The sequence below is a fragment of the Pedobacter jeongneungensis genome, from assembly GCF_039538295.1.
Classification (GTDB): Bacteria; Bacteroidota; Bacteroidia; order Sphingobacteriales; family Sphingobacteriaceae; genus Pedobacter; species Pedobacter jeongneungensis.
Genome location: NZ_BAABBY010000002.1, coordinates 297,588 through 311,125, shown reverse-complemented (window position 1 = coordinate 311,125; position 13,538 = coordinate 297,588). Strand labels below are relative to the sequence as shown.

Genomic DNA, 13,538 nt, shown 5'->3' with positions numbered 1-13,538 from the left:
AAATGAATTTAATACGTTTCGCACTCCGCAAACCCATATCCATCTTAGTTTTAGTAGCAGGATTGTTCTTTTTCGGTATTGGGGCCATTAACCAGATCAAGGTTGATATCCTGCCACAAATGAACCTTCCCGTAATTTATATTGCCCATCCTTTCGGCGGTTACACTCCCGATCAAATGGAGGCTTATTTCGGTAAACAATACGTTAACATCCTGCTTTTTGCAAACGGTATCAAAAGTATCGAAACCAAAAATACGCAGGGTTTAATGCTGATGAAATTAACCTATTATGAGGGTACAAACATGGCCCAGGCCGCAGCCGAGCTTAGTGCGCTTTCTACCAGAGCGCAGGCCATTTTCCCGCCGGGCTCGCAACCTCCCTTCGTCATCCGTTTCGATGCTTCTTCACTACCAGTTGGTCAGTTGGTATTGAGTAGTCCGATACGCACAAACAACGAATTGCAGGATTTAGCAAACACTTATGTTCGTCCAAGTTTCTCGGCCATTCCGGGTTTACTTTCTCCTGCCCCATTTGGTGGTAGTCCGCGTACGATAGAAATCAATGTGAATCCTTCCTTACTCCGTTCGCATAATTTAACGGTAGATCAGGTGGTGGAAGCCATCAGGTTAAATAACCAGACAGCACCTTCAGGAAATGTGAGAATTGGCGATAAAAACTACCTTACGCCAACCAATTATACCATCAAAAAAGTTAAGGATTTTGAAAACATTCCGCTGTTTAAAGGCAGTGTACAGAATTTACAGCTTCGCGATGTGGCTACGGTTAAAGATGGCGCCGATCTGGTGGCTGGTTACGCTTTAATTAACGGTAAACGTTCAGTGTATTTAAGTATTGCCAAATCAGGAGATGCTTCTACCTGGGATGTGGTGAAAAATTTAAAGAAAAACCTGCCAAACATTCAAAATTCATTACCAGAAGATGTTAAACTTTCATATGAGTTCGACCAATCGGTTTATGTAATCAATGCGGTAAAAAGTTTGATCAGTGAGGGAGCAATCGGTGCAATATTAACCGGATTAATGGTTTTACTTTTCCTTGGCGATAAACGTGCAGCCTTGATTGTGATCCTCACCATCCCGACATCCATCATTGCAGGGGTTTTGTTCCTGAAACTATTCGGACAAACGATCAACATCATGACTTTGAGCGGGTTGGCTTTGGCTATTGGTATTTTAGTAGATGAATCAACGGTGACGATAGAAAACATCCACCAGCATTTTGATATGGGCAAACCCAAGGCCCTGGCCATATGGGATGCCTGTAAGGAAATCGCTTTCCCGAAATTGCTGATCCTGTTCTGTATCCTTGCCGTATTTGCACCTGCCTTTACCATGACCGGTATCCCCGGAGCATTATTCCTGCCATTGGCACTGGCAATCGGTTTTTCTATGGTGGTTTCGTTCCTGTTATCGCAAACTTTCGTTCCGATTATGGCCAACTGGCTGATGATTGCTCACCCTAAAAAAGGCGAGGCACACCATCCGGGCGTTACACAGGATGAGGCAGATTTTAAAGCAACCGGCATTACACTCGAATCGGAAAAAGATACCCTGAACCAAAAAAGAGTTCTGGTAGAACGCGAAGATTTTAGTGGCGATGGCAAAATAGGCTTCTTTGATAAGTTCAGGAACCGTTTTATGCGTTTTCTTGATCGCATACTCCCTTACCGGAAATCTGTTGTGTTAATTTATCTGGTACTAATTATTGGATCAGCTGCCCTGTTATTGGCGAATATTGGCCGTGATGTATTGCCCAGAGTAAATTCAAGCCAGTTTCAGATGCGTTTGCGAGCACCTGATGGCACACGTTTAGAACGTACAGAAGAAAAAGCAAATGTGGTATTGGCCGAACTCAAAAAAATGGTCGGTGCTGAACATGTGGGTATTTCTTCAGTGTATGTAGGCCAGCATCCATCGCAGTTTTCTGTAAACCCCATCTATCAGTACATGGCTGGTCCGCATGAAGCCGTTTTTCAGGTAAGTTTAAAAGATTTTGAGGAAGACATGGACGATTTTAAGGATGAGTTCAGGGATAAAATCAAAAAACTTTTGCCAGATGTTAAACTTTCTTTCGAGCCTATCGAATTAACAGACAAGGTGTTGAGCCAGGGCTCTCCTACTCCTGTTGAAATCCGCATTGCCGGAAAAAACAAAAAACTGAACGAACAATATGCCAACAAAATACTGGCCGAATTAAAAGAAATTCCTTACATGAGGGATGTTCAGATTGCCCAGCCGATTAAATATCCATCTTTGAATATTGATATCGACAGGACCCGTGCTGCGCAGATTGGTGTGGATATGGCCGATATTTCGAGGTCGCTGATTGCTTCTACCTCATCATCACGTTATACAGATAAAAATATCTGGCTGGATGAAAAAGCAGCTTTGCCATACAATGTGCAAGTGCAGGTTCCGCTTAACCAGATGACCAGTAAGGATGATATCGGAGAAATTCCATTATTGAAAAACTCGGCCCGTCCCGTGTTAAGTGATGTGGCCAAAATTACGCCAGATACCACTGCCGGTGAAAATGATAACATTGGAGCCATGCCTTTCCTTTCGGTAACGGCAAACCTTTACCATACCGATTTGGGAACTGCATCAAAAGATATGGATAAAGCCATTAAAAACCTGGGCGAATTGCCACGGGGATTAAATGTTACCGCAATTGGAATGAGCAAAGTATTGGGCGATACCTTAGATAGCTTACAATCAGGCTTATTTGTGGCAATAGTAGTTATATTCCTGATGCTGGCTGCAAACTTCCAGTCGTTTAAAGTGCCATTGGTTATTTTAGCAACCGTACCTGCGGTAATTCTGGGGTCTTTATTGTTGTTAACCCTAACCGGATCAACACTAAACCTTCAATCGTACATGGGGATTATCATGTCGGTTGGGGTATCCATTGCCAATGCGGTGTTGTTGATTACCAATGCAGAACAACTGAGGAAACACAATGGCAATGCGCTCGAATCAGCACGCGAGGCAGCAGCTTTACGTTTACGCCCGATCATTATGACGAGTATTGCCATGATTGCCGGTATGTTGCCTATGGCCATCGGTCATGGCGAAGGTGGCGGAGCCGTTTCCCCACTTGGCAGGGCAGTTATCGGTGGTTTACTGGCCTCAACATTCGCGGTATTGATTATATTGCCGCTGGTATTTGCATGGGTTCAGGGCAAACAAACAACCGATTCGATGTCGCTTGATCCCGAAGATACAGAGAGCATCCACTACATTAAAGGTTTAGAAGAAAACGAATAAAATCATCAGCACAAATGAATACAAAGATATTTTCAACAGGATTATTAAGTACCGGATTTTTAATGCTAACAGCCATATACGGCTGTGGGCATTCAGAATCAAAATCTGCGGCAAAAAAAGAAAAAGAAGTAAGCATAGCCACCTTCGATCTTAAAAAAGAAAAACTATCCACACAACTGAGCTTACCAGGTGAACTGATTGCTTATCAACAGGTTGACCTATATGCTAAAGTAAGCAGTTTCGTTAAATCGCTAAAAGTAGATATCGGTTCGGAAGTGAGCAAAGGTCAGTTATTAATGACCCTGGAAGCACCAGAAATGACTTCGCAACTGGCTGCAACACAATCAAGAATTAAAGCTCAGGAAGCTATCTATACTGCCAGTAAAGCGAATTATAACCGTTTGTACGAAACCAGCAAAACCCCGGGTACCATTTCTACCAACGATCTTGACCAGGCGATGGCGAAGAAAAATTCAGACCTGGCGCAACTCGAAGCCGCAAAAGCAGCTTATAAAGAAGTAGGTTCGGTACAAGATTATTTAACCATCAGGGCACCATTCAGCGGAATCATCTCTGCCAGAAATGTAAATTTAGGCGCTTATGTTGGTCCGACAGGAAAAGGTTCTGATTTACCTTTATTTACCTTGCAGGACCAGAAAAACCTGCGTTTGGCGGTTTCCATTCCAGAGGTTTACACCGGATATTTAAAAGCTGGCGACGAAATCAGTTTCACTGTTAAATCGTTACCCAGCCAAACATTTAAAGCGAAAGTAAAACGTTTATCAGGCGCCTTAGATGTGCGCTTACGTTCAGAACGGGTAGAAATGGACGTACCAAATACTTCAAAAGTATTATTGCCAGGAATGGTAGCAGAATTGAATATTCCGCTTCCGGCCAATGCCAGTACTTTTATCATCTCGAAAAAGGCCTTATTAGACACCAGCGAAGGATTATTCGTATTAAAAGTAGCTGATAATAAAGCGGTTAAAGTAGCTGTAAAAAAAGGCAGGGAAACCGATGATAAGGTTGAAGTATTCGGAAATTTAATAGAAGGTGACAAATTAGTGGCAGAACCAACAGAAGAAATGCATGAAGGAATGGTGATTAAACCATAACTTTACGTGACTAAGGATTAATTATGTTATCAAAAAACCAAGAGCTTTCTACGCTTCAAAAAAAGGAAACTTTAGAGGATTTTTATAATAGGCTAAAAATTACCCGCCCAGAAATCCCTACGCCAAGCTTAGGGATGATTAACGATATTGGACACTTTAATGTTTTTAACAGAAGTGTGGTTTGCACCAATATTCCCTCTGCTTTTAGCCGCAGGGATTTTTATAAAATTTCGTTAATTATTGGCAATGGGATTTTACATTATGCTGATGCAGATATAGAAATAAAAGGGCGGGCATTGCTGTTTACCAACCCGAATATTCCGTATTCGTGGGAAAGCACTTCGCCAAAACCTGCTGGTTTTTTCTGTCTTTTTACCGAAAATTTTATCCATAACCGCAACGAAACCCTTCGCGATTCGTTATTGTGGCGCATAAACGATAGTCCGGTGATTCATATTGATGAGGATCAGGAATTAACTTTAAGGGATATTTTCTGCAAAATGATGAAAGAAATGGATGGCGATTACATCCATAAGTATGATCTGCTGAGGAATTATGTGCAACTGATCGTGCATGAAGCATTAAAAGTTAAACCTCAGGATATTTTATTTAAACAGAACAATGCATCGGCACGTTTAACCGCATTGTTTCTTGAACTCTTGGAAAGGCAGTTCCCGATTGGTTCTACCGAGCATATTTTAGAGTTAAAAACTGCTCATGATTTTGCCTGCAGGTTACTGGTACATGTAAACCATCTTAACCATGCGGTGAAGGAAGTAACCGGTAAAACTACGTCAGAGCATATTTCGAAAAGAATTGCAACAGAAGCCGTTGCTTTATTAAAACATACGGAGTGGAACATTGCACAAATTGCATACTGCCTGGGTTTCGAATATCCGGCTAATTTTAATATATTTTTTAAACGCCAGATGCAGTGTACGCCAAAGGGCTTTAGGGCTAATTGAGTAATCGTCATTTAGACTGACCTTTTTCGTCATTTCGACTGAAGCCTGCCGGTTCTTCACCGGTAGCGAAACGGAGAAATCTATCTGGAGCAATCGTCATTTCGACCGTAGTGGAGAAATCTATCAAAACAGATTTCTCGGCTACGCTCGAAATGACGAGACTAGACTTTAGATAAAACCATTAGTAAAATCGTCATTTCGACTGAAGCGCACCGGTTCTTCACCAGTAGCGAAACGGAGAAATCTATCAAGTTAGATTAGCTTCTCTGAGCAATCGTAATTCTCGGCTTCGTTGCGTTCGCTCGAAATTACAGAACTAGAGGCGTCATCTCGACTGGAGCATAGCGGAATGGAGAGATCTATCAAGACAAATTAAATCACATCTCCAAATTATTCATCCCACTCATTTATAACTTCAGTTAAATCGTTCCAATCCTTATTAAAATTATTGATTAGCGTTTCTTTCTTTAATCTACTCCATTTTTTTAATTGCTTCTCCCGGTTGATGGCCTCTTCAATCGATAGAAAATCCTCGTAATAAATACAATAAATCAAATTATACTTAGCAGTGAAGGAATGGGGATAAATTTTATTTTGATGGTCGTAAATACGGCTTCTTAGATTAGAAGTTACGCCAATGTATAATGTCGTCTTTTCATAGTTGGTCATAATGTAGATCCATCCTCCGAATTCCATGTTTATCAATTTACAGAGAAAAATTGTTATTCGAAAAAAATATCTTCATTTAGATTATAATTTAAAGACTATTAGTTACTGCAAAATGGAGAAATCTATAAAACAGATTTCTCGGCTACGCTCGAAATGACGAGACTAGTGAATTAGACTTTAGATAAAACCATTAGTAAAATCGTCATTTCGACTGAAGCGCACTGGTTCTTCACCAGTAGCGAAACGGAGAAATCTATCGAAACAGATTTCTCGGCTACGCTCGAAATGACGAGACTAATAAAAATATACTTACGAAGAATCTATAAGTAAAATCATCATTTCGACTGAAGCGCACCGGTTCTTCACCGATAGCGAAACGGAGAAATCTATCTAGTTAGATTTCTCGGCTACGTTGCACTCCGCTCGAAATGACGAGACTAGGGAAATTAGACTTTAGATAAATCTAGTAGAAAATCGTCATTTCGACTGAAGCGCACTGGTTCTTCACCGGTAGCGAAACGGAGAAATCTATCAAAACAGATTTCCCGGCTACGCTGCGCTCCGCTCGAAATGACGAGACTAAGGAATTACGCTAGAATAACAATCCTATTGTTTCACCACAGCAACATGATCACTCCTATCCTCATCCAATAAATATCCATAAGGATCAACAGCTACCGTTTTTGGTTTACGATCGGCAATAATTGAAATTTTAGTTCTTTTATGCCTGATGTGATACTTCCCAAAATAAACCGGTTTCGTTTTTACATCCCAATCCTTTTCCAGCTGGTTAAAACAGGCTAAATCTATTTCCAGATCAGGCGATTGTTTATTGCCATCACTTAACCTTTCGGCAGCTATTTCTACATCTATTTTATACTTACCATTTTTTAAGGTTTCACAAGCAAGCACTTTAATGCCTAAATCGTAAGTTACCACCTGGTTAAAACAATCGTTTATAAACTTTTTTTGCTCAGCTGAAGCCTGCTTTAACAACGCATTTACAAAGTCGGCTGGTGTTGCTTTCGGCTTCGGATATTCGTGATCTGCAATCAGTTGCCGCAGTACTGCATTAAACTGCTTTTCGCCCATCAATTCTTTTATTGCGTACATAATCAGTCCACCTTTCTGATAGTGCACATAAGGCTGATCTAAGGTTGTAACCAGTGGCAATTCTTTTTCGCTGTTGTTCCTGTTCAAAAAATAGAGGTTATTATCATAAGCAAGGTATTTGCGCAGGTACATTTTACCAAACCGCTTTTCAATCAGCACATTTTCGGTGTATTTAGCCAGTGCTTCGGTAAGCATGGCATAACCTGGTCCATCCATTGGCGACAGCTTATTGGCCCACCATTGGTGCGCAGTTTCGTGAGCGGCAATAGCATAACTTTGATTAATGGCACTACTTTGGCTATAATCTCCTAAAAAATTAATACGTTCTGCACTAAAAATCACACCCGGGTAAGCCGTTGCCGCCCCTTTGTATTGTGGAATTTCGGCGATGGTAAATTGATTTGAAGGATATGTTGCAAAGTTTGTACCGCCATAATCCAAAGCATCTTTAATCCCATTAAACATACCTTTAAGGTTATACTCCTGCCCTCGCTGATAATAAATACGCAGATTTACATCTTTATGTTTTTCTTCTTTAACTGCATATCTTGCACTGCTCAATGCAAACATAAAATTGATTGGTTGAACTGTTTTATATTTAAAATATCTGCGTTTTTCCGAAACCCATTCTTTTTGCAACTCACTAGCAGTAATCACTTTTTGATCGGCTTCGGTAGAAATGGTAGTTTCTAAATCAATTAATTCGTAAGTGCGATTGTATGTGGGAGGTGTAGCAATTTCGGGCAAACCTGCTTTTTTACGCTCCAGCTTATTATCACTTTCAAAATTATAACAGTAACCAAAATGGGGCACAAATTTTTCCAGTTCGATATAGGTTCCGTTTTTTACAATCGAATTTTCGCTATCAAAAGTGGTAAAACCAGATCGGATCACTTCAACAGAAAAATTCATTTTAATCTCTTCATTCGGTTTTAAGGGTGTTTTTAGCGTGATAAACTGCTGACCAAAGCGTTCATCCCTTTTGTTGTTTTGGCCACCAATCATGTTTACAGAAAAAGAAGTTACTTCAGGATTAATATAAGTCCAGATTTTAGAAACAGGCAATTTTGTTTCATTTTTCAGCAGATAAGTGCCGGTTACTGTGTATTTTCCTTCATTTGGATATAAATCTACCTTCGTTTTGACCGATTTGATAACCGGTTGGGGCAAATTTGCTAATGATTTATATTTCTTTTCATAAGTTAAACGCCATTCCAGTTGTGCATCTTTATTCTGATATTTTCCGATAATATTAGTTTGATGGTAAATGAACGCAGCAGCGGAAATCCAGATCAGCAATGCAGAAATGGCGATCCAATTGTGTTGCTTAAATGTTTTAACAATGGATTTAAACCGGTTACCTGCCTTTATTTCAACCATATTTTCCCACATTCCGATGGTTAAAACAGCAATAATAACGGCGAAAGCCGAACAATATAACATGTACCAGTTAAATGCATGGGCATAATAACCAAAACCGTTGAAGTAGGAATGCAGCAAATCGGGCACTGTAGCAAAACGGAGCAGATAATGTTCAATGCCAAACCTTTCAGCATACGAAATCAAAAACACCATTATCATGCTTAATACCATGCCCAGGTATTTGTTGCTGCTTAAATTTTGGATAAACATGATCAGCACCACAAAAAGCAGCATCGGCAATGCACTATAATAGTATAAAGTTAAATACAAGGGCAATTGGATGTGGTAATAACCGTGTGTAACCTGCAGAACAATGCCAATCCCAATATTTAAGGTAATCAGCGTAAATACCAGCAGGAAAAGACTTCCACATTTCGCCATCCACATGGCCGAATTTTGAACGGGTGTACTATAAATTAAAGCATGGATATTAACTGATTTTTCCCTGCTAATGCTTTCTGCAGCGTAAAACAGGATCAGGATCAATCCGAATTTCATGGAACGCATTTCTTCGATGATTATACCGGTTGCGGGATAACTGTGGATGCCATAAATACCGCTGAACAGCTGATCTTTTAATTCGACCCCGTACAAAAACACCCATAATAAAAGCATCACCATAATGGGGATATTTTTAAACAGGAAAATGATTTCGAGCTTAAATTGTGTTTTTAAAGTAGCTAAATAATAGCTTAAACCATTTGATGAAACCGGCAAAACGCGATATGGAATAAATGCTACCTGCTCTGATTTAACTGTTTTTACTTTCACCTGCCTTTCGCGCTGCGATCGGAAGTTGAAGAGCCTGTAAGAAATTATAGTGATTAAAGCGGCGATGCAGATCCACAACACCCTGTTAAATAGAAATGTTCCTGTTAAAGGGAATAACTGTTGATTGCGTTGCAGATCGGTCCAGGTTCTGGTTTCGCCGAAAAATGAAGCAAGTGCAAAAGGATCTAGTAGTAAAGGCAAAACATCGGGTGTACCGGCTTTCATGGTAGAAGTAGCCAGCAATGGTGAGTTGCCTAATATTGATGCGAGCATGTATAAAATGTAAATCAGCACACCAGCCACGTAAATAGCCCTGACACTTTTGCTTAATAAAGCCGTACAAAATAATGTTCCGGTAGCAAACAATACATTGGGCAGCGCGAAAATGAAAAGTGGCTGTAAGAAACAGGAAATATTTAAGGGGCCTAAACGATCTGCATCGATAAAAACCGATCCTGTAAAAATCCCAATCGCAACAAGGATATACAAACTGAAAACAGCCAGGAATAAACCCAGAAACCTTACCCCAAAATATGTTAGTTTGTTAATTGATGTAGTAAAAATAACCGCTTCTATCCGGTACATCGCATCCCTTAACACCACATTCGCACTAAATATGGTACCCGAAAATATGGAAAACAGCGAAAGTAATGCCGTGATATTGGTGATTACATAAGGCGAATTTTTATGTACCTCTACCGAACCAAAACCACCCTGAACCACACAGAAATAACCCAATATAAAAAACAAAAGTGCAGCAACTTTATAAGACACTTGCCCGAAATGATATTTCAGTTCGAATTTGATTAAATTACTGATCATAGCCTTGCCTCCAGATTCTGACTTACCGATCCAAATAAGGACGAAAAATAAACCTCTTCCAAGCCCGGATAAACCGCTTCGAAACCTTCAGCCGGGGTTTGATCAGCTAATACAAATAAATTCAGTTTACCTGATATGATTTTAGTCGAGATCACACTATAAAGCCTGACATAATGGGGCAGATCAGCCTTCTCAATTACCTTACGCCAGATCTTTCCATCCAGTTTCTGCGTTAAACCTGCCGGTTTGCCCTGTAAAATCAATTTACCATTGGCCATTACAGCCATTTCAGGACAAAGATCGTTTACATCTTCAACAATATGGGTGGATAGGATCACCACCCGGTCGGCACCGATTTCGCTCAACAGGTCATGAAAACGGTTCCGTTCCTGCGGATCGAGACCTGCAGTAGGTTCATCTACAATAATCAATTGCGGGTTGCCCAATAAAGCTTGTGCAATGCCAAAACGCTGACGCATGCCACCGGAAAAAGTACCTACTGATCTTTTCCTTACTTCGAAGAGGTTGGTTTGTTGTAAAAGTGAAAGCACTTGCTCTTTTCGCTCATTTTTATTTTGCAGGCCTTTTAAAACCGCTAAGTGGTTTAAGAGATCTAAAGCCGAAATTTTAGGATAAACACCAAAATCCTGTGGCAAATAACCCAGTTTATTCCGCATCTCCTGCGGATTTTGTAGTACATCATTCCCGTCGAATAAAATTTGCCCTGCATCTGGTAACTGTAAGGTAGCGAGCGTGCGCATCAGCGATGATTTACCGGCGCCATTTGGTCCCAATAAACCAAACATACCATTAGCGATATTCAATGTAACATCATCAAGGGCTTTCACCCCGTTCTGATATGTTTTTGTAAGTTGTTGTATTTTAAGCCTTGCCATATTATTCTAACATAAGATGGGTGCAAATTATATAGCTTAAACTGGTCTGTTAAATTTAAGTGACGAAGGAAGCTGAAATGATGATGAAGGGAAATTACAGACCTGATATTGCTTTCATCATGAAAAACAGGCCTTTCATCATCTATATTTTAAGCAACCTGCAAAGTTTCTTAATTTTAAAAAAGAAAAGTGGTCTGTGGGGATACAGACCACGGCGACTCATAGCAGACCACAGTGACAGAAGATTAAAACAAAGAAATGCTCAACACCAAAAGCTTAAACTTCAGTTATAAATACCAGGATTTCTTCATCAATGTTGGACTTTTGTTATGGATTGCCATATTTAATACCTACTCCTTATCTAGCAGCATTTGGTCAACTTATGTGAGCTGCATTTTGGCTTTGGGCTTTTGTTTATTGCCTGTACTCATTTTTTCTTTCATTAAATCCAGATTAAAACAAACCTTAAATAAAAAACGATATGCCATTTACCTGGGCATCTGCTACTTCATCCTCTTACCTGTTTTTACAGATATTGCATCTAATCTAAAAATCGGGGGACTGGATAGCTCCGTTTTTATTCCAACAGCTTTGGCTGCAATTCTTCTCGAACTGATGTTGATTGCCAATCAATATTACCAGAAAAAAGTGCAGCATATTAAATGGATTAAGAAAATCGGTTTGGAAAATGCTGTATTGATTACCATCATTTTACTTGCCGCAACCATTTCGGTGATGGCGGTATCGAGTTTAGAAAACCCCATTTATCAAAGAAAAGGTTTCCGTTTGGTGGGTTTTGAATTTGATATAAAAATGCTCCTGCATAATTTCGGCACTTTTCTCGCTTTCTTTTCACAATTTCTGATCATGTACCTCTGCGGATACCTGCTTTTTTTTATCAACAGCAGGTTTCTGGTTTCAAAAATCCTTAAAGAAAAAGGGCTTTTGATTTATCTCCTAACACTTTCTGCCACTATTGCCGTTTTTTACCCCTTGTTGGCGCAGATATTAATTTCACTGCCCATTAATACAGTTTTTGGGCGGAGTATATTCGTGGCCAATCCTTTCGAGCTTGAAAATGCTTTCGGTGCCTTCGCCATTATGCTCATCAGTTTGCCCGTAGTTTTGGCGCTACAGTGGGGAAAACAGAACAATAAAATTTTAGCATTGGAAAAAGAAAAATCGCAAACTGAACTCGATTTATTAAAACAGCAGCTCAATCCGCATTTCTTTTTTAATACCCTGAACAACCTCTATGCATTAAGTCTGCAGAAATCGGAGAAAACGCCCGAAAGCATCCTGCAATTATCAGAATTAATGCGCTATACCATTTACAAAGGACAGGAAAAAACGGTTAAACTATCACAGGAAGTGGATTATATTGAAGATTATATTCAATTGCAACAGATCCGTTTACGAAAAACATTAAATTTTGAGTTTCATAAACATATTGATAATGATCAGATCGATATCGCCCCACTCCTCTTCATCGTTTTTATCGAAAATGCTTTTAAACATGGTATTGAGCCTGCAGAAGATTCGGCAATTTTGAATCTTTTACTAAAGTGCACAAATAATTCACTCAGTTTTACCTGCGAAAATTCATTCGACCGCGAAGAATTACACAAAACCAAAGGAATCGGACTAGATAACCTGAGAAAAAGGCTGGAACTGCTCTATCCAAACCATTTTACATTGCAAATAAGCACAATTGGTAATATCTTTAAAGCAGAACTTAAACTCCAGCTAACATGAGCTTACGTTGCTTAATTGTAGATGATGAACCGCTTGCGCATGGCATAATAACCGAATATGCAAAAGAAATCCCTTTCATTACCATAGTTGGGCATTGTTATCGTGCTACAGAAGCGTTGGATTTTTTGAGCAGGCAACAGGTAGATCTGATTTTCCTTGATATCAGGATGCCAAAGCTAAACGGTCTGGATTTTTTAAGGACGTTGCAGCATAAACCTCTTGTAATTATTACTTCGGCCTACGAAGAATATGCTTTAGAAAGTTTTGATCTGGCTGTTTGCGATTACCTTTTAAAACCCTTCAGGCTCGATCGATTTTTAAAAGCTGTTAACAGAGCTTTAGAGTTCCAACAACTCCATAAACAGACTATTAATACTGCTGATACAGAAAAAGCAACTAATAAAACCGATCAACAAATTTCACTAAAAGTAGATAAGAAGTATATTCTGATCAATATCGAAGAAATACAGTTTTTGGAAAGCCTGGGCAATTATGTAAAAGTTTGGAAAGACAAAGAATTCTTACTTACGCCACGAACATTAGGCAGTTTTGAGGAGCAATTGCCATCCGTTTTTATCCGCATCCATAAATCTTTTATCTTGAATAAAAAATACGTCGATTATCTCGAGGGCAATACCATTGTGCTTAAAAACGGTCAGGAGGTGCCTATTGGTAAAAACTTTAAAGGCATTATCAAACAACTTCTCCATATTGAGAATTAGC

At 39.6% G+C, this 13,538-nt stretch carries 8 protein-coding genes; 5 read left to right on the top strand and 3 right to left on the bottom strand.

Features of this window, described 5'->3' with window-relative positions; translation table 11 throughout:
- Positions 1–2: 2 nt before the first annotated feature.
- From ABD769_RS05045 to ABD769_RS05035, 3 genes are read left to right on the top strand one after another with little or no spacing between them, the layout of a single operon-like run.
- A complete protein-coding gene (locus ABD769_RS05045; RefSeq protein WP_344849921.1) occupies positions 3–3,287 on the top strand; it encodes an efflux RND transporter permease subunit in 3,285 nt (1,094 codons plus the stop codon).
- A gap of 14 nt (positions 3,288–3,301) precedes the next feature.
- The gene (locus tag ABD769_RS05040; protein ID WP_344849920.1) at positions 3,302–4,402 is read left to right on the top strand and encodes an efflux RND transporter periplasmic adaptor subunit; all 1,101 of its coding nucleotides are present in this window, start codon (positions 3,302–3,304) and stop codon (positions 4,400–4,402) included.
- 23 nt (positions 4,403–4,425) lie between these two features.
- Positions 4,426–5,367, top strand: a complete 942-nt coding sequence (locus tag ABD769_RS05035) for a helix-turn-helix domain-containing protein (protein WP_344849919.1) — start codon at positions 4,426–4,428, stop codon at positions 5,365–5,367.
- 390 nt (positions 5,368–5,757) lie between these two features.
- Here the strand turns inward: ABD769_RS05035 and ABD769_RS05030 are convergent, their stop codons facing one another.
- The 3 genes from ABD769_RS05030 to ABD769_RS05020 form a co-directional block, all read right to left on the bottom strand.
- Positions 5,758–6,063, bottom strand: coding sequence for a GIY-YIG nuclease family protein (locus ABD769_RS05030; RefSeq protein ID WP_344849918.1), 306 nt, complete (start codon positions 6,061–6,063; stop codon positions 5,758–5,760).
- A gap of 579 nt (positions 6,064–6,642) precedes the next feature.
- Entirely contained in the window at positions 6,643–10,164 is a 3,522-nt protein-coding gene (locus tag ABD769_RS05025; protein ID WP_344849917.1) for an ABC transporter permease/M1 family aminopeptidase, read from the bottom strand.
- A complete protein-coding gene (locus ABD769_RS05020) occupies positions 10,161–11,060 on the bottom strand; it encodes an ABC transporter ATP-binding protein (protein ID WP_344849915.1) in 900 nt (299 codons plus the stop codon). Before ABD769_RS05020 ends, ABD769_RS05025 begins: the two co-directional genes overlap by 4 nt.
- 258 nt (positions 11,061–11,318) lie before the next feature.
- On the opposite strand from ABD769_RS05020, the gene ABD769_RS05015 reads away from it, so the two are divergent.
- On the top strand, positions 11,319–12,815 hold the full coding sequence (locus ABD769_RS05015) for a sensor histidine kinase (protein WP_344849913.1): 1,497 nt from the start codon (positions 11,319–11,321) through the stop codon (positions 12,813–12,815).
- The gene (locus ABD769_RS05010) at positions 12,812–13,537 is read left to right on the top strand and encodes a LytR/AlgR family response regulator transcription factor (protein ID WP_344849911.1); all 726 of its coding nucleotides are present in this window, start codon (positions 12,812–12,814) and stop codon (positions 13,535–13,537) included. Before ABD769_RS05015 ends, ABD769_RS05010 begins: the two co-directional genes overlap by 4 nt.
- Position 13,538 lies beyond the last annotated feature (1 nt).

Coding starts and splice junctions, on each gene's coding strand:
- ABD769_RS05030 (WP_344849918.1), bottom strand. CDS start 6,063: ATGGAATTCGGAGGATGGATCTACATTATGACCAACTATGAAAAGACG.
- ABD769_RS05015 (WP_344849913.1), top strand. CDS start 11,319: ATGCTCAACACCAAAAGCTTAAACTTCAGTTATAAATACCAGGATTTC.
- ABD769_RS05010 (WP_344849911.1), top strand. CDS start 12,812: ATGAGCTTACGTTGCTTAATTGTAGATGATGAACCGCTTGCGCATGGC.
- ABD769_RS05025 (WP_344849917.1), bottom strand. CDS start 10,164: ATGATCAGTAATTTAATCAAATTCGAACTGAAATATCATTTCGGGCAA.
- ABD769_RS05040 (WP_344849920.1), top strand. CDS start 3,302: ATGAATACAAAGATATTTTCAACAGGATTATTAAGTACCGGATTTTTA.
- ABD769_RS05020 (WP_344849915.1), bottom strand. CDS start 11,060: ATGGCAAGGCTTAAAATACAACAACTTACAAAAACATATCAGAACGGG.
- ABD769_RS05035 (WP_344849919.1), top strand. CDS start 4,426: ATGTTATCAAAAAACCAAGAGCTTTCTACGCTTCAAAAAAAGGAAACT.
- ABD769_RS05045 (WP_344849921.1), top strand. CDS start 3: ATGAATTTAATACGTTTCGCACTCCGCAAACCCATATCCATCTTAGTT.